At 49.5% G+C, this 22,792-nt stretch carries 21 protein-coding genes; 16 read left to right on the forward strand and 5 right to left on the reverse strand.

The window, feature by feature from the left end; translation table 11 throughout:
• The first annotated feature begins 9 nt into the window (after positions 1-9).
• The 7 genes from KNQ06_RS13305 to KNQ06_RS13335 are packed head-to-tail and all read left to right on the forward strand — an operon-like array spanning position 10 to position 6,949.
• On the forward strand, positions 10-921 hold the full coding sequence (locus KNQ06_RS13305; RefSeq protein ID WP_214772246.1) for an NAD-dependent epimerase/dehydratase family protein: 912 nt from the start codon (positions 10-12) through the stop codon (positions 919-921).
• Positions 903-1,757, forward strand: a complete 855-nt coding sequence (locus KNQ06_RS13310; protein ID WP_133208393.1) for a lysylphosphatidylglycerol synthase transmembrane domain-containing protein — start codon at positions 903-905, stop codon at positions 1,755-1,757. Before KNQ06_RS13305 ends, KNQ06_RS13310 begins: the two co-directional genes overlap by 19 nt.
• The gene (locus KNQ06_RS13315) at positions 1,754-3,190 is read left to right on the forward strand and encodes an alkaline phosphatase family protein (protein ID WP_214725086.1); all 1,437 of its coding nucleotides are present in this window, start codon (positions 1,754-1,756) and stop codon (positions 3,188-3,190) included. The genes KNQ06_RS13310 and KNQ06_RS13315 overlap by 4 nt, the downstream gene beginning before the upstream one ends.
• Complete coding sequence (locus tag KNQ06_RS13320) at positions 3,187-3,915, forward strand: glycosyltransferase family 2 protein (RefSeq protein WP_050678465.1); 729 nt, start codon at positions 3,187-3,189, stop codon at positions 3,913-3,915. The genes KNQ06_RS13315 and KNQ06_RS13320 overlap by 4 nt, the downstream gene beginning before the upstream one ends.
• The gene (locus KNQ06_RS13325) at positions 3,912-4,646 is read left to right on the forward strand and encodes a hypothetical protein (protein ID WP_251133573.1); all 735 of its coding nucleotides are present in this window, start codon (positions 3,912-3,914) and stop codon (positions 4,644-4,646) included. Before KNQ06_RS13320 ends, KNQ06_RS13325 begins: the two co-directional genes overlap by 4 nt.
• A gap of 12 nt (positions 4,647-4,658) precedes the next feature.
• On the forward strand, positions 4,659-5,576 hold the full coding sequence (locus KNQ06_RS13330) for an FTR1 family iron permease (protein ID WP_029342865.1): 918 nt from the start codon (positions 4,659-4,661) through the stop codon (positions 5,574-5,576).
• Positions 5,573-6,949, forward strand: a complete 1,377-nt coding sequence (locus KNQ06_RS13335; protein ID WP_214772393.1) for a hypothetical protein — start codon at positions 5,573-5,575, stop codon at positions 6,947-6,949. Before KNQ06_RS13330 ends, KNQ06_RS13335 begins: the two co-directional genes overlap by 4 nt.
• 72 nt (positions 6,950-7,021) lie before the next feature.
• On the opposite strand, the gene KNQ06_RS13340 is transcribed toward KNQ06_RS13335, so the two are convergent.
• Positions 7,022-7,588 carry a GNAT family N-acetyltransferase gene (locus KNQ06_RS13340; protein ID WP_064300661.1) on the reverse strand — a complete coding sequence of 189 codons (567 nt, stop codon included), beginning with the start codon at positions 7,586-7,588 and terminating at the stop codon, positions 7,022-7,024.
• Positions 7,589-7,686: 98 nt separating this feature from the next.
• Positions 7,687-8,304 carry a YitT family protein gene (locus KNQ06_RS13345; RefSeq protein WP_064300662.1) on the reverse strand — a complete coding sequence of 206 codons (618 nt, stop codon included), beginning with the start codon at positions 8,302-8,304 and terminating at the stop codon, positions 7,687-7,689.
• A 410-nt stretch (positions 8,305-8,714) separates the two neighbouring features.
• Here KNQ06_RS13345 and KNQ06_RS13350 point away from each other — a divergent pair, with 410 nt between their 5' ends.
• Positions 8,715-10,064 carry an FAD-dependent oxidoreductase gene (locus KNQ06_RS13350; protein ID WP_058713917.1) on the forward strand — a complete coding sequence of 450 codons (1,350 nt, stop codon included), beginning with the start codon at positions 8,715-8,717 and terminating at the stop codon, positions 10,062-10,064.
• A gap of 287 nt (positions 10,065-10,351) precedes the next feature.
• Here the strand turns inward: KNQ06_RS13350 and KNQ06_RS13355 are convergent, their stop codons facing one another.
• A complete protein-coding gene (locus KNQ06_RS13355) occupies positions 10,352-10,834 on the reverse strand; it encodes a VOC family protein (protein ID WP_214772248.1) in 483 nt (160 codons plus the stop codon).
• Positions 10,835-10,965: 131 nt separating this feature from the next.
• Here KNQ06_RS13355 and KNQ06_RS13360 point away from each other — a divergent pair, with 131 nt between their 5' ends.
• The 8 genes from KNQ06_RS13360 (at position 10,966) to KNQ06_RS13395 (ending at position 19,051) form a co-directional block, all read left to right on the forward strand.
• Positions 10,966-11,850 (forward strand): SDR family oxidoreductase, encoded by an 885-nt coding sequence (locus KNQ06_RS13360; protein WP_214772250.1) that lies wholly within the window; start codon positions 10,966-10,968, stop codon positions 11,848-11,850.
• A gap of 341 nt (positions 11,851-12,191) precedes the next feature.
• Positions 12,192-12,743 (forward strand): maltose acetyltransferase domain-containing protein, encoded by a 552-nt coding sequence (locus KNQ06_RS13365; protein ID WP_035395634.1) that lies wholly within the window; start codon positions 12,192-12,194, stop codon positions 12,741-12,743.
• Between the two features lie 97 nt (positions 12,744-12,840).
• Positions 12,841-13,725 carry a hypothetical protein gene (locus tag KNQ06_RS13370; protein WP_251133431.1) on the forward strand — a complete coding sequence of 295 codons (885 nt, stop codon included), beginning with the start codon at positions 12,841-12,843 and terminating at the stop codon, positions 13,723-13,725.
• A gap of 19 nt (positions 13,726-13,744) precedes the next feature.
• Positions 13,745-14,428 carry a response regulator transcription factor gene (locus KNQ06_RS13375; protein ID WP_214772252.1) on the forward strand — a complete coding sequence of 228 codons (684 nt, stop codon included), beginning with the start codon at positions 13,745-13,747 and terminating at the stop codon, positions 14,426-14,428.
• Positions 14,425-15,696, forward strand: a complete 1,272-nt coding sequence (locus KNQ06_RS13380; RefSeq protein ID WP_149427992.1) for a HAMP domain-containing sensor histidine kinase — start codon at positions 14,425-14,427, stop codon at positions 15,694-15,696. The genes KNQ06_RS13375 and KNQ06_RS13380 overlap by 4 nt, the downstream gene beginning before the upstream one ends.
• Positions 15,697-15,763: 67 nt before the next feature.
• Positions 15,764-16,837: a site-2 protease family protein gene (locus tag KNQ06_RS13385; RefSeq protein ID WP_149427993.1), complete on the forward strand. Its 1,074-nt coding sequence runs from the start codon at positions 15,764-15,766 to the stop codon at positions 16,835-16,837.
• A 150-nt stretch (positions 16,838-16,987) separates the two neighbouring features.
• Positions 16,988-18,376: an MATE family efflux transporter gene (locus KNQ06_RS13390; protein ID WP_149427994.1), complete on the forward strand. Its 1,389-nt coding sequence runs from the start codon at positions 16,988-16,990 to the stop codon at positions 18,374-18,376.
• Between the two features lie 108 nt (positions 18,377-18,484).
• Positions 18,485-19,051, forward strand: a complete 567-nt coding sequence (locus tag KNQ06_RS13395; protein WP_053452136.1) for a 3'-5' exonuclease — start codon at positions 18,485-18,487, stop codon at positions 19,049-19,051.
• A 427-nt stretch (positions 19,052-19,478) separates the two neighbouring features.
• On the opposite strand, the gene KNQ06_RS13400 is transcribed toward KNQ06_RS13395, so the two are convergent.
• On the reverse strand, positions 19,479-20,582 hold the full coding sequence (locus KNQ06_RS13400; RefSeq protein ID WP_215148566.1) for an NADH-dependent flavin oxidoreductase: 1,104 nt from the start codon (positions 20,580-20,582) through the stop codon (positions 19,479-19,481).
• A 92-nt stretch (positions 20,583-20,674) separates the two neighbouring features.
• On the reverse strand, positions 20,675-22,765 hold the full coding sequence (locus tag KNQ06_RS13405) for an MMPL family transporter (protein ID WP_214725094.1): 2,091 nt from the start codon (positions 22,763-22,765) through the stop codon (positions 20,675-20,677).
• Positions 22,766-22,792 lie beyond the last annotated feature (27 nt).

Genomic DNA, 22,792 nt, shown 5'->3' on the forward strand with positions numbered 1-22,792 from the left:
AGGGATAAGATGAATATCGGAATCACAGGAGGTGCCGGCTTCATTGGCGCCGCCCTCGCCCTCCGGCTCCAGCAACACCATACCGTCCATGTCCTTGATGCTTTCACGGACTACTATGATGTCCAGTTAAAAGAAGAACGAGCAGATGAACTAAGACGTGCCGGCGTTACCGTTACGACGGGTGACGTTCATCACGATCTCGACGCCTGGATGAAGACATCGTTCGACGCCGTCTTCCATCTCGCAGCTCTTCCAGGTGTTCCGCATTCGCTCGAAGAACCGCATCACTATATTCGTGAGGACATCGATATGACGGTGACCTTGTTAGAAGCCGCAAAAAGACATGGCATGCCGCATGTCTTTTTCGCGTCTTCGTCTTCCGTTTACGGGGAGCAGACGGGTCCGCTCAAAGAGGAACAGGCAACGGGACATGTCGCCAGTCCTTACGCGGCAGCTAAGTATAGCGCTGAAAGCTTTTGTCATGCTTATGCTCATTTATATGATGTAAACGTGACGCTGTTTCGCTTCTTTACGGTCTATGGTCCTTCGGGTCGTCCTGATATGGCGCTGTTTCGATTCATCGAACAGGCATTACGCGGAGAGGCACTCACCGTCTTCGGTGATCCGATCCGTGACTTCACGTATATCGATGACATCACCTGTGGAATGGAACAGGCATTGCTGGCTCGTGCAGTCGGGACGTATAACCTCGGCGCGAATCAGCCGGTCTCCGTCCGCACTCTAGCTGAACGGATCGGTCAACGGTTTGATGTGCCCGTGCAAACTCAAACTGCACGACGTGGGGACGTGACGATGACATGGAGTGATACGACGGCTGCAAAAGAAGCATTCGGTTACCAACCGTCAATCGAGATCGATGTTGGACTGGAGCAGGTGATCGCGTGGCATCAAAACCGCTGATTCGAACGTTTCTGTATCTGACGCTTACCGGGCTTGTCATCTTTTTACTGCTCCGTTTTTTCTTGGAGTTACCGGTCTCGTATCGGTACATTGAAGCTTTATTCAAGAGTCCCTGGACGATCCTTGCGACCTTGACGTATGCGATCGCCTTTTATTTACGCGCGGTCGCCTGGCGCCGCGCCGATGCCAAACGTGCACCGACTGCTGTATACCTGTCGAGCCTGTATCTCGGACTGACGATCAATCATCTCTCACCGGTCAAACTGGGAGAGATGATCCGACTCGTGACGGCGAGAGCCGTCGGAAGTCCATGGAAACAGACGAGCGCGATCTTCGTCTTACAACGAAGTATTGACTTGATCGTTCTGTGTACCTTCATTCTGATCGGTTGGTTGTTTCACCCAATCGTCTTGCTCGTCGCGCTCCTTGCGACCGCGTTATTGCTCGTGTTACGCCGACATGTCCCGCATCTCCCATCGCTCGTTCTGTTCGGAACGCTCGCTTGGGCAGTCGAGGCACTCGCCGTCTTCCTCCTCTTGCACGGAGCAGGTATCGATGTGTCCTTCCCGACGACATTGATTGCGATGAGTGCCGGTGTCCTGTCCGGTGTGATTCAGTTCACGCCGGGTGGCCTCGGTACGTATGAACTTGCGATGGGTACAGTGTTACGGCAAGCCGGTGTTGCCCATGCGTACGACGTTGCCTTGATGACGCACTTCTTTAAATATGCCTTTGCTTTTCTCATTCCGCTGTACGTTCTCATTCGGCATCCGGCTACGCTTCGGTTGTTGGTTCGTCAGCTCAAATACACTGATTGGAAAGGAGGAAGACGATGAAAAGTGCTTCTCGCTTTGAAAAAGTCGCAGCACGCGCCTGGAACTTACTCAATGAAGGAAAACCCTTCACACCCATTTTTACGATCGGCGTCTTCTTGACGTACGCCTTATGGACGCAGATGCCACTCGCAGAAGCTGGTCTTGGTTTCATCGTGACGCTTCCTTTATTTATCTTGCTTTGGCGTTATGACTTTCCGTTATTTTTACGAAATTACCTTTGGATCCCGGTCATCGTTTGGCTGTTCCTTCGGGGTACGAATGCAGATTACTTACCTTTGTTCGCCTATGGCGCAGGTCTCTATTTCTTCTTTACGATTTTTTTCTGGGGAACGATCTATTATCATCTCCGGATCGGAACGCGCTGGACGAACTTCACGCGTTTTTGGAAACTCGTTCTGAAGAATAGTGATTCGACAAGTGGTAACGCGCAGGAGCAACTGCCTAAGGTTGCTCTGTTGCTCATGTACTGGTGGACGGCAAGTGACGCATCGACACTCGACATGACGTTCGTCTGGTTCCCAATTGGTCTATTCGTCTTTGCATGGATCCTACATCACTACCTGTTCGACTGGAAACCGAAGTTGCCCGAGGCAATGACGGCAGATGCCGATCTTCCGACTTCAGAAAAAGTCTATGTTCTGATTGTCGACGGGATGCGTAAAGATCGCTACATGGCAGCAAACACGCCGTTCCTCGAACGATTGCGTCAGGAAGGAACGGAATATACGAATATGGAGACTGTCTACCCTGCCCGGACCGTCGTCTGCTTCAGTTCGATGTTCACGGGTGCTCGCCCAGAAGATCACGGCATTCATTCGAACATGGTCTGGAATACGACCGGTGTTAAAACGGATACTGTCTTCGATCGTCTCCGTGCCGTCAATAAATCAGGAAAAATTCTTGGCATCGCGCACCTTGTCGATGCGTTCGGTTCAACCGATGTACGGACCGTCACGGCGGTCATGCATAACGATGTCGCGGATCGAAATATCATAGAACGTGCCAAACAAATCGTCCATGAAGAGGATCCGGATCTGCTCGCGATTCAGTTGATTGGAACGGATCAAACAGGACACAGTCGGGGCACCCTCTATTCCGAGTATGTTCAAAAAATCGAAGAAGCGGATGCATTACTCGCTGAATTTTGTGAGGAGCTCGATCGTCTCGGTAAACTCGAGGATGCGACACTCATCGTCATGGCAGATCACGGTCAAGCGGACGGAATCGGTGGACACGGTCACTTGGATGAAGGCGAACGGTTCGTTCCGTTCTGGATGTATGGTAAGAACGTTCATGCCGGTCTGAAAGTGGATACGCACCGCCATATCTTGTCACTCGGACCGACGATCACAAAAGTCCTAGGGGCAGACATCCCGCACGATAGCCGTGGTGTGCTGTTGACAGAAGCGTTCAAGGAGGCGAAGTCTAAATGAAGATCATCGTCTTTTTACCGGCCCACAATGAGGAAGTGTCGCTCCCGCTCGTCTTAAAACGAATTCCGGACATGATTGACGGCATTCCAGTCGAGACCCTCGTCATCGACGACGGCTCAGTGGATGCGACGAGTACGATTGCGCGTCAACACGGCGCACATGTCTATCGGTTCGAACAAAATCAAGGACTCGGCGCTGCAGTCCGGGAAGGACTCCGCCAGTCCTACGAACTCGGCGCTGATGTTGCTGTCATGATTGATGCGGATAACGAATATCCTGCCGATCAAATTCCAGATATCGTCCGACCGATCTTACACGATCAGGCCGACTACGTATTCGGTTCCCGCTTCCTCGGTACCGTCGACGGGATGCGGCTCTATCGCTATATCGGCAATCATGTCTTCACGTGGTTGCAATGCCTTTTATTGAAACGTAAAATCCATGATGGTCAAAGCGGGATGCGTGCTTTTTCACGCGCAGCGTGTCACCATGCTGAGATCATTCACGATTATAACTATGCCCAAGTATTGACCCTCAATCTCGTCCGAAAAGGCTTCCGCCTTCACGAAGTCCCGATCCGTTATCGGGTCCGGGAAGCAGGAAAGTCTTTTATCCGTCTGAATTATGTCCAACGTGTCCTCCCAGCGATTTACCGGGAGTGGCGACGACCAATCACACAGCTTAGCGTTGAAGAACGCATGGAACGAAAGGAGCACCTCGGATGAAACGCCTTCTTTTGCTACCGCTCCTCCTGCTCTCACTGTTCGTGAGCACTTCCACGGTTTCCGCTTATAGTTACGGAGACCCAGGAAAGGAAGCTTTTGCGGAAGCCTATAAACAATTTGAAGAACAACTCGATGCTAAGGATTACGCGCTTGCGAAAGAGACGCTTGCCGCCTATGATAAAGAATTCAAACTGTATTTCCCTGAAGCGAAAGCGAAGATCGACACGGCTCTCGAACAAGAAGATGCAGAGGCTGCCAAACAAGCGTACCGCGTCGCTCTCCGTCAAAATATCGAACGTCGCCTGCACTTTGCTGAAGAGCAGTTCGAGGACTTCGGTCAAGCGAAACTCTTACTCGCGAAAGCCCGCGGGACATACGATGTGCTCGCACCTTACGTCAAGGAAAGCAAGAATGCACAAACATCCGATGACGTGTATACTGCATTTGATGAATCATTAAAGGCACTCGGAAATCCTGGTCTGTTTGGGGTCGGGAAAAAAGCGAGTGATGAAGAATCCTTCAAGAAAAACATTACGATGATCGAAGATACGTTGACGCCTCTCTTCGTCCTGCCGGGTGAAGAAAAAACAGGCGTCTTCACAGAAGAAGACTCCTTCCTCGGTCAAACGTTCGGAACGGACGCGATTTGGAAATTGATTGCGCTCGGACTCGTCATCGTCCTCATCGTCATCGTCGTCATTGGTCAATGGAAGAAGAAACGCCGCTCATAAGGAGGAAGACAGATGGATTTTCAAGCGTTTTTGATTACGCTTCGGGAGTGTCTCGAGGCTGTTCTCATCGTTGGGTTGATCTTAGGTTATCTCGATCGATTGAACGCTCCACAATATAAAAAGTGGGTCTACGCAGGTGTCGGGTTGGCACTTCTCGCTAGCCTTGGTGTCGCGTTCCTGTTCCAAGTCGTTTTTACGAGTTTTGCGAGCTTCGGAAGCGATACGTATCTTCGTCTCGGCATCATGATGGTCTCCGTCCTGCTCTTGACACACATGGTCCTCTGGATGGGAAAAGAAGCGAAAGAGAATCAAAAAGCCTCCCAAGCGAAGGTCGCAGCTGCCGTCTCGACGGGTAGTGCCATCACGATGATCATCCACTCCTTCCTCGTCATCGTTCGAGAAGGAATTGAGACCGTCTTCTTCTTCGCTGCCATCTCAGGTGGGGAAATCGAAAAAGTACTAACGAGTTACGGTGCGGTTTCCGGTCTGTTACTCGCCTTGATTTTCGGATACTTATTCGTTTCCGGCTCTATGAAGATTCCCGTCAAACGCTTCTTCCAAGTAACGGGCGTACTCATTCTATTTATCGCAGCCGGCATGCTCGTCCAAACGATTGGACGCTTCCAAGATCTTGGTTTGCTCGGTAGTCTCTTGATGAATGCTGACGGCACACCAGCTGCTGTATATAACATCGTCGGCTTCATGCCGGAGCACTACATCGATCAGGTGCAATACTTGCGTGATACAGGAAACTCAACATTGATCAGTGGACAGATCGGAACGTTCATGGGTGCGATGTTCGGATACAGCCATAACCCCTCGCTCGAACAAGTCGTCGCTTGGTGGGGCTACTTCGCCTTTGCCGGTTGGATGTTGCTCCGTCAAAACAAACCATCGAAGTCATCAAAGTCCTTACAGGAGGTTTCTTGACCGTCCGAAGCGATCGTTCACGTCCGCGTGGACGATCGCTTTTTTGGATCACGTTGCTATTCATCGGTGGCTGGATTGGTTTACGGATCAGTTACGTCAGTCCCTTCATCGCGAGCTACGATATTGCGAACTTCACGTTAGCTGTGACCGATTATGATCTGGCTGATTTACGTCCGCACTTTCCGGGTTATCCCTTTTTCATCTTATTTGCCAACCTGTTTCTGCCGCTGATGATACCTGTCAAAGCGCTCGGACTCGTCTCTACACTAGGACTGGCAAGTGCGCTCTTGCCACTTTACTCGCTCTTTCGCCGTCATGCCTATGATACGGCTCGGCTGATCGCTGCCTTTACCGTTCTCTCCACTGCCTCACTCGTGACGTTCGCTGCGACAGGGATGTCGGATGGGCTCGCCCTCGGACTACTCGTCTGGTACGGCTGGAGCATCGAACGCGCACGGCATCAGATTCGTCGCTGGCTTCCGTATCTTCTGTTCGGTTTACTGATGGCGACTCGCCTATCCTACGCGCCGTTTGGTTTCATGTTGCTTGTCCTGCTGTGGCAGGTACGAAAGGATTACTGGCAACTCATATCCGAGTGCGCCCTTCTTGTTCTGGCACAGCTTGCTTGGTTGCTCCCGGTCGCTTTTTCTGTCGGTGGACCCTATTCGTTTCTTCAATTATCACTCCGCTTCGTCAGCGGTCATTTTTCCGATTGGGGTGGTTCTGCTCAGACCGATGATGCTTCTATCGTTCAACGATTTGTTCAGACGCTTCAGCAACTCTTCTGGCATGGGATCGGCTATGGCACGTGGATCGGACTAGTGTCAGGACTGATGCTGTTTTTACGAAAACGTTGGGCGGTCAATGTCGCTTGGGGAGCGACGGCTGGACTCTATTTCGTCTGGGTCTGGCTCGGACAAAACATCGATAAACCCCGTCATGTCTTACCGCTTGTCCTATTGCTACTCATCTGGTTGATCCGTCAGCTTCCGTTGCGGATGTATCTGCCGTTTTTAGTCATTCAGTTGACGATCGGTAGCCTCGCGTTAAACGAGCAAGCCACGCGTCCTCCGGCGACGATTGAACTAGCGCGTTACGTAGCGACTCTTCCAATCGGCGCGACAGTCTTTACCGACGAGGAAGCTCGCCAATTCCAGTCCGAACGACCGGATGCCGCGATCGTTCCGATCGGATCGATCAGTAAATGGAACGCAGAACCAAAATCCGACCAGAGTTACGTGACTGGTCGATTGCTCGAGCGCCTCCACGCTCAAGGCGTGCGACCAAACGTCAAACAAATCGTTCGCTTCACGAGTGATACCCGATACGAACCGGAAGACGCGCAAGCGATGCTGTATCAACTAACGCCTTGACGGCACGACTACATGTATACGAAAAACCATGTCGATTCCCGAATGACACCGTGGAAATCGACATGGTTTTTTTCATTGCTGCGTATCGTAACGACGTTCCATATAATCAAAGGTACCGCCGCTGATTTCAATCGTCCGGACTGGTTCGAAGCCGAGACGACGATACAGTCGCTGTGCCCCGGCGTTCGTTTGATCAGCGTTTAAGGTGAACGCTTGTAGTCCTCGTTTTTCCCCTTCTTCCGCTGCTGCCTGCAATAGTTCTGTTCCAATTCCTTTTCCACCATGACGCGCGTCAACCGATAAAGTATCCAAGTAATAGACCGGTCCTTCCGTCTCGACATCGATCTGGATATCTTGACCCGTCCAACGTTTCAGTTGTGCTTTGATCGGTTCGTCGAGTCGTTTCGCATCCGTCCCGGCATATGCAATGACGATACCTGCTACTTCACCCTCGATGATTTTCACGAGGATGTTCTCATGGCTCAGTCGATTTCCTGTTTCAGCGACGAAGTACGCGAGTCTCTCTAAAACTTCCTCCCGCTTTGTCGTTCCCGTCAGTGTCTCAGCAATCTCATGAATCGCCTGCTCAATCAACGGGGCAATCTGTTGCGCTTCAGAAGCATGTGCTTGTCGAATCATCTCATCCTTCTCCTTTCGTTTTTCTAATCCATGAACCTGAAAAATCGGACTCGACGGTGTCGAATCCGATACATGATTTTGTTAGACATTCATCTGTCTCACTGCGTGACTTTTTGTACGACAGGTGCCGGTACGATGACAGGCTCCCGTGTCATGACAGCCACGACACGTCCAGCGATCGCTACAGCCAGTAACGTATATAACGTTAAGCTGAGCGGCAGATAGACGAGTGAGATCACTAACACGATGGCATCGAGTCCGAACAAGATCGTTCCGATCGATAGACCTGTCAGTTTGCTGAGTCCCATCGATAGCAAATCGTCTCCACCTGTTGCCGCTCCACTTTTCAAAACAAGTCCGAGACCATATCCGGTCACGATTCCGCTAGCGATCGCTGCGATGAGCGTCGCTGGCCAAGCCTGTTCTGGAAAGTGGAACAAATCGAGTCGGTGCCACATCTCATAAAAGACTGATAACGCACCTGCTGAGAGTAACGCTTCGCTGACGAAACGTTTCCCTTTGAAGTACAAGGCACCGATGAAAAATGGAATATCGAGCACGATCATTGAGATCGAAGGATTGATATCAAAAAAGTATCGACCGAGCAACGATAATCCGATAAAGCCGCCTTCTGCTAATCCGAACTGTTCATTCAATGTGTAGTAACCGAACGCCATGATCAGCGTCCCGGTTAAGATGGTTGCGATTCGTTTCATGTTTTATTGTCCTCTCCCGTTTACATCGTGGGAGAGGTTTTATACGTCCCGTTTGGGTATTCATCTATTTTCGCTCTCCCTGATTTTTATAAGCCATTACCGTCTGTTCGTTATGACCGGTACTGCTAAAAATCAGGTAAGCTGAATAGATGATTGGTCCTCTCGGTATCCATCGGTTTCCACCCCTTCATTAAAAATCTATTTTCATTATAACCCGAATTTCAGTAACTAAAACAGTTTTACGCATTCTTCACATAATCCAAACACTTTTGCTCACTCATTCACAATTTAGACAAGATTATGCTCAATGTTGAACAAACTACTTGAAAACGACCTTGTGAAGGATTACACTAAGTATATCAAATGAATGTGATATTTATCACAAACAAAACACAAAGGAGACTTTACCCATGAAAGTAGCAGTCATCGGATGTACACACGCAGGAACAGCAGCAGTCAAAGAACTCGCTTCACAACAAGACGTCGAGATCACCGTTTATGAGCGGAATGACAATGTATCGTTTCTCTCTTGTGGAATCGCGCTTCACGTCGGTGGTGTCGTCAAACATGCGGAATCGCTTTTCTACTCATCACCAAGTGAACTCGCTGAACTCGGCGCTGAGATGCGTCTGAAACATGATGTACTTGAAATCGATAGTGAACGCCAAACGATCGTTGCGAAAAACCTCATGACTGGTGAAGTCGTTCACGATACGTACGATAAACTCATCATGACGACTGGATCATGGCCAATCATTCCGATGCTTCCCGGCATCGAATTGAATCAGATCGAGCTCTGTAAAAACTATCACCACGCTCAAACAATCATTGAAAAAGCGACAGATGCAGAGCGGATCACAGTCGTTGGTGCAGGGTATATCGGTGCTGAACTCGTCGAAGCGTTTGAAGCATACGGAAAAGACGTCACGTTCATCGATAGTGCGGATCGCATTCTCAACAAATACCTCGACCGCTCGTTCACTGACGTCATCGAACGTGAATTGACAGACCGTGGTATTCGCCTCGAACTCGGACAAACCGTCCAAAGCTTCAAAGGGGAAAACGGCGCCGTGACACACGTCGTCACAGACAAAGGAACGTTTGAAACGGACCTCGTCATTCTCTGTGTCGGTTTCCGCCCAAGTACGGAACTCTTAAAAGGACAGGTCGACATGCTACCGAACGGTGCCATCATCGTTGACGATTATATGCGGACAAGCAACCCGAACATCTTTGCTGCTGGTGACAGCTGTGCCGTCTATTACAATCCAGCTCGGACACATGCCTATATTCCACTCGCAACGAATGCTGTCCGGATGGGAACATTAATCGGTAAAAACTTACGCGCACCAAAGATTCGTTACCAAGGAACACAAGGCACATCTGGTCTTCGCCTATATGATTTGAACATCGCGTCGACTGGTTTGACAGAAGAAGCGGCACCCTTGTTCGGACTCGAAGTGAGTAGCACGACAGTCACAGATGCGTATCGCCCAGAGTTCATGCCAACAGCAGAAGACGTCCAATTGAAGCTCGTCTTCGAGACAGCAACCCATCGTGTCGTCGGTGCACAAATCATCTCAAAAGTGGATTTGACACAAGCGATGAACACACTGTCAGTCGCGATTCAAAATGATATGACACTTGAAGAGCTCGCTTTCGTCGACTTCTTCTTCCAACCGCACTACAACAAACCGTGGAACTTGCTGAATCAAGCAGCTCTGCAAGCGATGAATGAGCGTCAATCCGCTCGTGTCTAAGCGCATTACACGATCAATCAAATGAGGCTGACTTAAAAAAAGAATGACGCGTCTTTTCACGCCCTTTCCTCAGGCGAGACACAAGCCAGTTTTCCTGCTTCGTTGAAGCAGGAAAGCGGGTCTTGTTCGTCTCTGACAGCGCATAAATGCGCTTGTTCCTGTAGGAGTGGCGTGTGACGCGTCATTCTTTTTGTTACGAGATAAGGATGGCAGATCATCATTCTGCCACACTTATCTTTGTAGAGACTGACTTTTGAGTCAGCCCCGTTTTAGACTGAAGACACCAGTTATATCGTCTTTTTCTCCGATTCAGTCTCAAATAGATGTTGCCAGTCTTGATACGGCATCGTGCCATTCACTGTTTCCATATCAAAGCGTAACGGTGCAATCAATTCGAGCGAATTGCCATCTGGATCCTCGAAGTAGATCGCCGCGTGCGCATGTGGATGGTTATCGAGAACAAGCGGTTGATCGGCTGCCGCTACACCAAAGGCGGATCGGACTTCAATCCCTCTCTCCTTTAACCAGTCCTGTGCTTTATCGATATTTTCTTGCTCCATCCGAAACGCCACATGTCGAATCGATGGATGATACGGTAACTCGGCTTGACCAGCTCTCCATAAACCTAACCAACTCTTGCCATGCTCGATCCAAAAGAAAGCGACGCGTTCATTTCGGAACGCACATGCTAGACCTAATTTTTCGTAAAAGACAATCGATCGTTCAAGTTCTTTGACCGGTAAATGAGCTTCATACAGTCCAGTAATCATCTTCTTCACACTCCTTTTTTTCTAGTGTAAACCATCAATTTCCAAATTTACTATCATCAGAAACGTTTAATCCGACCTGTTGAGGGAACATACACCCTATACCAAAACCAACTTTCAGGAGGAATGTTTACATGGCTGCATCGAAAAATCCGTTAACCCAATACTTCAATGACGATTTCCCAAAACAATATCAGGACGCACCAGCGGTTCAAGCAAAAATGGAACCTGTTCCCGATTGTGGCGAAGAGAGTTATAAAGGCTCTGGCAAATTGATCGGCAAAAAAGCACTGATTACGGGTGGCGACTCCGGCATCGGCCGAGCAGCAGCAATCGCCTACGCTCGTGAAGGGGCTGACATCGTGCTCAACTACTTACCAGAAGAACAACAGGATGCTGAAGAGGTCAAAGCACTCGTTGAAGCAGCGGGACAAAAAGCATATCTCTTACCTGGTGATTTAAGTGATGAATCGTTCTGTGGACAACTCGTCAAAGAAGCACACAAATCGCTCGGCGGGCTCGACATTTTGGCACTTGTCGCTGGTAAACAACAAGCTGTCGAAGATATTCTCGACCTGTCAACGGAGCAATTACGTAAGACATACGAAATCAATGTCTTCTCCCTTTTCTGGGTCGTCAAAGCAGCCTTGCCACTCTTAAAAGAAGGGGCTTCGATCATCACGACGACATCCGTTCAAGGATACAACCCAAGCGCGAACCTCTTGGATTATGCATCGACGAAGTTTGCCATCAACGGGTTCACGCGCGGACTCGCTAAACAAGTCGCGCCAAAAGGAATCCGTGTCAACTCCGTCGCACCTGGTCCGATTTGGACACCACTTCAAATCTCGGGCGGTCAGCCAAGCGAGAACATTCCAGAGTTCGGACAGGAAACACCACTGAAGCGCAGTGGTCAACCGGTCGAACTGTCGGATGTGTATGTTTTCCTCGCTTCAGACGCTGCAAGCTATGTTACAGCGCAAATCTATGGTGTCACAGGCGGAATCGAATTAGCATAAGAATTGCATTTGACGGGAATGACTCAAAAGTCAGTTTCTACAAAGACCAGGGTGGCAGAATGATAATCTGCCACCCTTTTCTCGTAAAAAAAGAAGTGCTCGTTACACGCGACTCCTACAGGAAAAAGCGCATTTTTGCGCTGTCAGAGACAAACAAGACCCGCTTTCCTGCTGAAGAAAGCAGGAAAGCTGGCTTGTGTCTCGCCTGAGGAAAGGGCGTGAAAAGACGAGTCACTCTTTTTTGAGTCAGCCCCCTTTACGTATATCTTAACGGGATATCAGTTGCATCACCGGGTACCATTTAGTCTAATGAAAGTATTAACGATGAAGGAGTGAATCAGATGACTGAAAAAGAAAAGATGATTCAAGGGGAACTCTACTTAGCACAAGATCCGGAACTCGTAGCTGACCGTATCCGAGCACAATCGCTCTGTTATGAGTTCAATCAATTGAGTGTTCATGATGGGACTAAACGGAAAGCACTTCTTCAACAATTATTCCAGACGGAGCAAGCCGACTTTTACATTGAACCGACCTTTAAATGTGATTATGGCTATAACATCACATTAGGGGCTCGCTTTTATGCCAATTATGACTGTGTCTTGCTCGATATTTGCCCGATTACGATTGGTGACAACTGCATGCTTGCTCCAGGAGTACATATCTATACTGCGACCCATCCACTCGATCCTGTCGAGCGCAACAGCGGTTATGAATTCGGAAAACCGGTCGTCATCGGAAATAATGTCTGGATCGGTGGACGTGCGGTCATCAATCCCGGTGTGACGATCGGAGATAATGCTGTCATCGCCTCAGGTAGTGTCGTCGTCAAGGATGTACCGGCAAACAGCGTCGTCGGTGGAAATCCAGCCCGAGTCATCAAAACAATCTAATTCTCATCAAATTCTAATCTGTTCCTCAGCTTCCTTTCACATGGTCTGGTTATTCTATGTATAAGAACAACAGCCACTACTAAAGGAGGACATCATCATGACTGAAAAACGAACAGATAAAGGGAATAAACGTTTCAAAAAAGGAATCGCTACACTTGCCGTAACGGGTACAGTCTTAACAGGAGCCGGAGCGTTTCTTCTCTTCACAGGTCCAGGACACTCTCTCGTCAACTCGACGGTCACCACTTCACAGCAGGCAGAGCAAAAAGTCGAAGCTGCTTCGCGCCAAGTCGAACAAAAGCTTCCTGCTTCGATGCGTGACGATCAAGAAATCGAAGGCACATTGCAAAAAGTATCGGATCGTTCGATGACGATTGACGTCAACGGTGACACTCAGACGTATGACTTTGCTTCGTCAGTCGAACGCGAAGCCGTGCAAGAAGGCGATTGGGTCAAAATCGATCTGAATGCGAATCAGCAAATCACGGAACTTGAGCGAGAAGATCAAGATGATCGGAATGACCGAGAGGACGATGGCAATCGCTCAGATGATTCATCGGATGATGCGAATGAACGATACGGCATCCTTCGTGCCCTATCACAAAGTGAATTGACACTCGAACAAGATGGACAAGAGACGGTCTACGCGATTGCGGATCGTGCGGAACGCGACGCTGCGAAATCTGGGGATATCGTAAAAATCGAATTGAATGCGGACGGTCAAGTCCGTGAAATCGACCGTGACGATGACGACGAGGATCGTAATGCTACACGCGACGAAGACCGTGACGATGCACGGGAGCAAGAAGTCCGCGGCACGCTCGCTAAAATAACGAATCAAGAGATCATCATCGAACAAAACGGTGCACAAAAGTCATACTCTCGTGCATCAAACATGGAACAAGATGATGACGTCCGCGTCGGTGGTTCCGTCAAACTTGAGTTGAACGCGTCAGACGAAGTAACAGAAATCGATGAATGATCATTAAAGGAGGATGTTTATGCCAACCACCATCTTAATCGTTGAGGACGATGCGAAAATCGCACGCCTCCTTGAACTCGAACTCCAATATGCCGGGTACGCGACACGTGTCGCCTCTAACGGAAAAGATGGTCTCGCTGCCGCTGAGCATTCGGTTGATCTCGTCTTACTCGACGTGATGATGCCGGAGCTGAGCGGCTTCGAGGTGTTGCGCAGGCTCCGCGGAAAAGGCATTCATGTCCCCGTCATTATGCTAACAGCACGTGGAGAAGTTTACGATAAAGTCGCAGGACTCGATCTTGGTGCGAATGATTATGTGACGAAACCGTTCGAGATGGAGGAACTCCTTGCCCGGATCCGGGCGTTACTCCGCACTCCGGCTTCAACGAATAACGCATCGCGCACGTTACAGTTCGCTGATCTTGTACTCGACCTTGATCGACACGAAGCATTTCGCGATGAATTGCGACTCGATTTGACACCACGTGAGTTCGAACTCCTGACGTATTTACTCGAAAACAAGGAACATGTCCTGACACGCGAACAAATCCTAAATCGCGTCTGGGGGTACGATTACTTCGGCGAGACGAATATCGTCGACGTCTACATTCGTTATCTTCGGAAAAAAGTCGATGCCCACCCTCCTGCTTTGATTCAGACCGTTCGTGGAGTGGGGTATGTGCTACGGGAGGCGACGTCATGAAGCTTCGAACGAAACTTGCTTTATCCGTCACCGCCTTCACGACACTCTTATTGTTACTTTCGTTCATCGTCGTGACCTTCGTCGTCCGCAATCATTTGATTGAATCCCGTTATACGCAGCTTGAACAGGCAGAGGAATTGATGGAGGATGATTCATCGGTCCGGGCATTACTGACGCTTCATGAAGATTCCGTCGTCTTATCGAACGAAGATGGACGATGGGTCATTTCAAACGATAAAGAGGATGACAACTCTTCTACCGTTAACGGAGACGTACGAGCAAGTGACCTCCCTGGTATCCCGCGCTCGAACGAACCTTTCAAGTCTGGCGATTGGTTCGGTATCGTCTATCAGGATCAAGCCTATTTATTCGAAGATGAAAGCGTCGATGATACGGTCTCGACACTCATCTTGACCTTCACCATCGTGTTGGTCGTCGGAATCGTCATCGCGTTCATCAGTAGCTTCTGGATTGCATATCAGACGCTTCGCCCGCTCAGGCAACTGAATGATACGATGCAACGGATCTCGTCTTCTGGAACGCTTGAGACTGTGCAGACCGAACGCGATGATGAGATCGGTCGCCTCGGTCATGTCTTCAATCAGATGATTGGGCGTGTCGATCAGACGATGGAACAACAACGGCAGTTCGTCGCCGATGTCTCGCATGAGATGAAGACACCGCTGACCGTCATCGAAGGGTATGCGCAATTATTGAAGCGATGGGGCAAAACGAAGCCGGACGTCCTTGATGAATCGATTGAAAATATCTTACAGGAGACGCATGCGATGCGGACGACCTTGATCGAGCCCATGCTCGAACTGTCTCGTCTCGGTTATGAAGAAACGTCTGTCGAAGAGATTGACTTAGCCGAGCTTGGGAGCGAACTCGCTGATCGGATGTATCACGCGACAGGGACGATCATCCCTGTTGATGCCTCTGGAACAATCCTGGCGAATCGCGAAGCGGTGCTACGCATCTTGACGATTTATATCGATAACGCCCTGAAATATGCCACTTCTCCTGAATTGCATCTGCGCAAGGAGCGACTCGCTGTTCTTGATCGAGGAACATCTCTAACGAACGAAGAACGTACCCGGTTATTTGACCGGTTTTACCGACTTGATGCAGCACGCGATCGTTCAGGAAGTGGACTCGGATTGTCGATTGCTGCTGCACTTGCGACGACACACCATTTTCAGGTCGGTAGTGAAGCGCGTCAGCCAGATGGCAGTTGTTTCTATCTGATTCCCGAGCAGTCTAAATGAAACTTTTTCTACATTTGTGTCGTACACTTAAGGAAGAACGTCACATGATGAAAGAAGGAATTTCACGATGGCTAAAAAACGTTGGGGTGGACTTGCTGTTGCCGGCGCCTTTCTCTTAACGAAAGGAAAGGTCATCCTTGCCTTATTGAAACTTTCGAAGTTTGGAGGCACTCTGATTTCGTTCGGAGTTTCGCTTCTCTTTTACGCTCAAGTATTCGGTGTCTGGTTCGGAGTCGGATTGCTCTATCTCCTATTCATTCATGAGATGGGACATCTACTCGCTGCGAAACGACTCGGTTTTAAAACGGGTCCCGCGATTTTCGTACCGTTCATGGGAGCCGTCATCGGAATCAAAGATACGTTCCGGACACCAAAACAAGAAGCGATTCTTGCGTACGGTGGACCACTCGCGGGTCTTGTGTCCCTGATTCCGCTTGCGATTGGATACGCTGTGACGGGAAATGACTTTTGGCTCGTCATCTTCCATCTCGGAGCTCTATTGAATCTCTTCAACCTACTTCCCGTCAGTCCGCTTGACGGCGGACGGATTCTTGCGGGACTTCCGATCATCGTTTGGGTCGCTGGTCTTGCTGCCTTGATTGCTTACGGCATCACGAACTTCAGCCTGATTCTGCTCTTGATTGCTTTCTTCGGCGGCAGTGCTGTCTGGAAACGGTATAAGTTCGCAAAACAATATGAGGCGAACCGATCGACCTTGATGTTATACCGTGCTGCACGCGAACGCGTCTTACGCGCAAAGGCGGAGCAGGAACGTGCAAACGCTGAAGTCGTTCTTGCACCGGAAGTGGAGGAAGAACAAACGGTCGAAAGTACGTACGATCCGATTGCTTGGTCGCTTCGTCTCGATTTACAAGATTTGCGACAAGCGAGTCCAGAAGAGGCACGTCAGGAAGCGGACGATCTGTTACGGTATCAATATGATGCTGCGAACGACTACGATGCGTTGTTGCGACGAATCGATCAGCGGATCGAACCGCTCCGACTCGCTGAAGAGTCGGTCCAGTATCACCAGATGCCGAAAAAACAACAAACGATCACCTTACTCGCTTACTTGGCGCTCGGTGCCATTTTATTCATTGCTTTCGAGTACTCGAAAGGGTACTTGCCTACACCATCTTAAAACGAGTTCCATCGGATGCGCTTCATGGCGCATCCTTTTTTCATGGAACGAACACATTGACTAGAGTGATTTCTTGCATCTCTTCATAGAAGCGACTACTCTGAGTAAAACCCTACTTACCACTTGTCTAAAAAAGGAGGCTCTCCTTCCATGAATAAAAACACTGCCCGTTTGGGTGAAGCACCTGTCAACCAGCTCTTACTTAGTCTCTCCTTGCCGGCAATGGTCGGGATGCTCGTCACGGCACTCTATAATATCGTCGATACGATTTTCGTCGCTCAAGGCATCGGTACGGCTGCCGTTGCCGCTGTCGGAATCGCTTTCCCCGTCCAGCTCGTGTTGATGGCAATCGCCAACTCGATTGGGATCGGGGGGGCTGCGATTGCGTCACAACGGCTTGGTCAAAAACAGACGGATGGTGCCAGTCGTGCTTATGCGAACGTCTTGATAGCGGTTTTCTTCATCAGTATGCTCGCCATCATCAGTGCTTTCATCTTCGTCGAACCGTTACTTCGTCTCTTTGGAGCGACAGATGAAATCATGCCGTATAGCATCGATTTCTTACGCGTCCTCTTGATCGGATCTCCTTTCTTCATGTTGACGATGGCGTCGAGTGCAATGTTACGCGCAGAAGGACGCGCGAACTATCAGATGCGCGTCATGTTGACGACGGTTGCCATCAACATCGTCCTGACACCTCTGTTCATCTTTGGTCTTGATTGGGGCATCCAAGGTGCTGCACTCGGGACAGTCGTTGCGCAAATCGTCGGTGCTGCACTTGTTTTCCGATTCTTCTTTACGAAACGTCGGCAAACGGGGTTAACACTCGATCGGAATGCTTTCAAACCCGATTTCCGTTTAACGTTTCGGATGATGCAAATCGGATCATCGTCGTTCATCATGCAAGTCTCCCAATCGATTTTGTTCATCACCGTCAACCACATGCTCGTCCGGTACGGGGGTACGACAGAACTAGCGACGTTTGCGGTCATCAATAAGTTCATGGCGCTTGTCGGTATGCCGATCATGGGGATCGTACAAGGGATGCAACCGATCGTCGGGTATAATTTCGGTTCTCGGCAATTTAGCCGGATGTCGCTTGCCATCAAACTCGCAATCCGTTACGGCTTATCGTTATCAATCAGCTTGTGGTTACTGATTCAACTGTTCCCCCGTTTTTGGGTCGGCTTGTTCACGGAAGAAGCAACACTGCTGCAGGAAGGCTCGAGTGCGATGCGCATCTTATTCGCTCTATCGTTCGTCTATGGGATTCAAATGATTGTCAACGGGATGTATCAATCGCTCGCCAAAGCAAAAGTCGCTTTATTCTTGTCCTTGTCACGCCAAACGTTATACACGATTCCACTCGTCCTAATCTTACCCCTGTTCTTCGGTGTCAATGGTGTCTGGTTCGCTTTCCCGATCGCTGATGCGATGGCTGTCTTGACGGCCCTTGTCTTCGCCTATAAAGATCGCGTTCTGTTATTTAAGCCGGAGGAATACGTCGCAGAGGAACAAAAAGTCGCCACCGCGAAGTGAATGGAAGAGATATCAGATCATCTGCCTTGCAGATGGTCTTTTTTGATGGACTTCTATAATACGAACATGTATTCTGTTACTAGTGAATGACAGAAAGGAGCCTGCTACATGTATACATTAGCGATTGACTTTGAAACGGCAAATCGGAATAGCCGAAGTATTTGTGCGTTTGGTTGGTCCGTTCTCTCTAACGGTCGCGTCACGGAGAGTAAACAGGTCTTAATCAATCCAGAAGAAAACTTCGATGCCGGAAACATCCGGGTTCATGGAATTCGTCCGAGTGATGTCTTCGATGCACCGACGTTACCTGAAGCGATGGAAGCACATGGCTTATACGATTTAATTGCAGGTGCTCAACTGGTCGTCGCCCACAATGCATCATTTGATATGGGGGCGCTCCAAAAAGCGATTCAAAAATACGATATGTACCAGATGCCTGCTTTCACGTACGGTTGCACGGTCAAGTTATCCCGCAAACTGTATCCGTGGTTGCCGAACCATCGATTGAATACGATGGCAGAATTCCTCAACGTCTCTTTCCAGCACCATGATGCGAAAGAGGATGCCTACGTCTGTGCCTTGCTCTTAAACGATATGTTGGAACGAACGAATCTACAGGATCCGGTCACCTTGCATACGTTTTGTGGCGTTCGGATGGGACAGGTTGCCTATTAATAAACAAAAAAATTGTAGACAACAGGGCTGACTCCAAAAAATGATGCATCTTTTCACGCCCTTTCCTCAGGCGAGACACAAGCCAGTTTTCCCGCTCTATTCGAGCAGGAAACGGGTCTCGTTTGTCTCTGACATCGCATAAATGCGCTTTTCCCTGTAGGAGTGGCGTGTGGCGCGTCATTCTTTTTATACCGAAGGATCAGAGAAGCGTTTTGTTCACTCGACATCGCTTCCTAGGGAAAAACAAGCAAGAGCGACCCTGCAGCGAAGCGAAGCGGCGCGATGCTTGTCCCAGGAAAATGATGCGAGACGAACAAAAAAGCGCAATCCTTCTCGTTAGAGAAAAATTGCACTTTACCTTCAGTCTCAAAGCACTCTAGACACGAGATCTAGAGTGCTTTTTGATGCTGTTCTATTATTTGCTTGTTTATTTGATCGGGAACCAGCCTGGACGACTTGTGATACCTGCCCATAACGCATCTGGAACGACGAGTTCTGCTTGTGCTTCTGGATCAAGTTCGGTCCGGATTGACGCAAGGTCACCCGCTTCGACTTTCTCAACCCATTTCGGTTCCATGATCAGTTCACGACCGAGGGCGATCATTGGAACGACAGCCAAACCTTGTTCGACTTCGTCCGCTGTGTGCAACGATCCGACACCGATGACAGGTACTTGTTCGCCAACACGTTCTTGGACGAGCGTGATTGGTGATGTCGTTGCATTTTCGTCACGAATCGAACCTGCGAAGAAGTCCATCACGGAAACGTGCAAGTAATCGAGGTCTTTTTTCGCCAGCTCATCGACGAGGCGCATCGTATCATCGAGTGTGATTCCTGGATTTTCGATCTCTTCTGGAGAGAAACGGTATCCGACGATGAACGAAGGATCCTGTTTCGCGACAGCTTCGACTGCATCCACGACCGCTAATGGGAAGGCGAGACGTTTTTCTAAGCTACCGCCCCATTTGTCTTCGCGACGGTTTGAGTGTGGTGAGAAGAATTGTTGAATCAAGTACGTGTTCGCACCGTGAATCTCAACACCATCAAATCCAGCTTCCATCGCACGACGTGTCGCTTGACCGAATGCTTCAACGATTGCTTCAACTTCTTCTGCCTCTAATGCACGAGGTGTCATTGCCCCTTCACGTACGGGTGCGACAGCACTTGCACTGACTGTTTGCCCACCGACGAGTTCTGGTGGTGCCATGCGACCAGCGTGGAAGATTTGTAAGATCGCTTTTGCGCCTTTATCTTGAATCGTTTTTGCAAGTCGCTTCAGACTTGGAACGAGATCGTCACGATGCGCACCGAACTCATTCGGGAATCCTTGACCGTCTGCCGTGACGTTCGCACATGCTGTAATGACCGCACTGACGCCGCCTGAACGTTCCGCATAGTACGCGAGTTCCGCATCCGATACTTCGCCGTTCTCTTGTGCCGCATAGTTCGTCATCGGTGCCATCAAGACGCGGTTTTTCAGCGTCACACCGTTTGGTAATGTAAATGGTTCAAACATTGCTTGAGTTGCCATGAGTGAAGTGCCTCCTCTAATTTCTTGAATTGAATATCGACAGTATACGCTCGTCTTCCTCTGAATAGCTACTGATGTGCTTACGTGATGTGTCACTTGCGGATCGCTTTACGACGACCACCCGGCCACCACCAGTTCCAGTGACCAAATAGTTTCATCAGTGCGGGGACGAGTAGCATCCGGACGATCGTAGCATCAATAAATATCGCAAGCGCGATACCGACGCCAAGTTGTTTAATTGGACTGACGCCCGTGAAGGCAAACGCCCCTGTGACGACGATCATGATCAAGGCAGCAGACGTAATGATTTTACTCGTCTTCGCAAGCCCCATCTCGGTCGCGTAATCGTTATCGCCTGTCTCGTCATAATACTCTTCCATTCGCGAGACGAGGAACACTTCATAATCCATCGATAAACCAAAGACGAGTGAGAAGATGAAGACCGGTGTCAGAATGCCGATCGTCTCCTGCGGAAGAACTGCGCCGGACTCGAACAAGATGACGAGTAATCCGAATGTCGCTCCTAGACTAAGCAAATTCATCAGAATCGCCTTGATTGGGATCAAGATGGACCGGAACGCAATCAGCAGGATGATGAATGTCGCCAAAACGACGACACCGACTGCTAGTGGGAGTTTCGATTCAATGGCATCATAAATTTCCTGATTGAAGGCTGCCGGTCCCCCGACAAGATAACCGTCCGCTTGCATCTTTCGCACCCAGTCTTGCGAAGCAGCATCGCCGGGATCTCCTTTTAAGTTAACATCAATTCGTGCTTGGTCGTTCTCTGATAGAAATGCCGTCAAAGCTTCGCGCCCGGCCGGAACAGCGACTAACTGCTCGAGCGTCACTTGTTGCTGTTCGGCAATCGTTGCGGCGGATACGACGGAACGTACATCGGGATCCGACTCGAGTCGAATCGTCACGTCTTCGATTTTTTCTCGTCCCACCTCTGAGGAAGCATCAGCAGATAAAATGAGGACGGCGTCCGTTCCATCGTTTCCGAATGTTTTTTCCCACGACTCAAAGGCGAGACGCGATGGATACGATTCCGGTAAAGCGGTCGCTTGCGGAATGTTCAACGTCAAATCACGTAACGGCAATAAACAAGGTAACAACAGCAATAAGGACAAAATCGTGACTGCGACCGGGCGCTTCATGACGAAACGAGCGAGGCGACGCCAACGATCTTCACTACGACCTGCTCGCTGCCGGAAGAGTCGTCCTTTCTCTAACACCTTCCCGAAAACGATCAATAGTGCCGGTAGTAACGTTAATGCACTGACGACTGCCCCGAGGACCGAAACGAGCGTCCCGATCGCAACAGCGCGGAAGACATCCACATCAATCAGCAATAGCCCGGCAAGTCCGACGAATACACAGATTCCGGAAAATAAAATTGAACGCCCTGCCGTCTCGACCGAACGGATCGCCGCCTTCCGAATATCTTGTCCGTCCTGCCGTTCTTCGCGAAATCGATTGACGTATAACAGCGAAAAATCAATTCCGAGCGCCAGCGAAATCATCGCGACCGCATTCAAGACGAAGATTGATAACTCTTGTTGCCCGGCGACGAAATAAAGAACACCGGCACCAAAGACAAAAGTAACGAGTCCCATGATCAACGGTAGGATGGCGGCAACCGGAGTACCGAAAACGAGTAGCAAGACGATCAACGCTGCTGGAATTCCAATCAACTCAGCCCGGATGAGATCATTTTTCGACGCTGTATTCAAATCATCGACGACGACTGGTTCACCCGTTAGTCGAATCGTTCCGGTATCATCCAGTTGACGTGTGACCGCAGCTGCCCATTTCGCATCAAGTGTCGGTACCCCGACCGTCACGTATCCCTTATCGTTCCGAATCGCTCGCGGATTTTCAACAGGACCAGTGACGTTCCCGACACCTTTGATATCACGGAAGCGCTCGACATGTTCCACCATCGTTTGTTGTAGATTCTCTTGATTTTCAAATAGAACGATGATCGTATGCGGATCCTGACCGAAGTCTTGATCGAGTACTGTCTCGACGCGTTGAAAATCACCGTCACGCGTAAATCCGTTTCCTTCTAGCCGATCGGGTAGTTGATAAGCGAAATATCCAAGCACGACGAGCAGGATTGCCCAAACAATCAACACTCCTCGAAAATACGTACTCATCAGATGACCAAGCCGTTGCATGATGCGTCCCCTTTCTGTATAAACGTA

This window comes from Exiguobacterium sp. s91 (genome assembly GCF_018618915.1).
GTDB classification, from domain to species: Bacteria; Bacillota; Bacilli; order Exiguobacteriales; family Exiguobacteriaceae; genus Exiguobacterium_A; species Exiguobacterium_A abrahamii.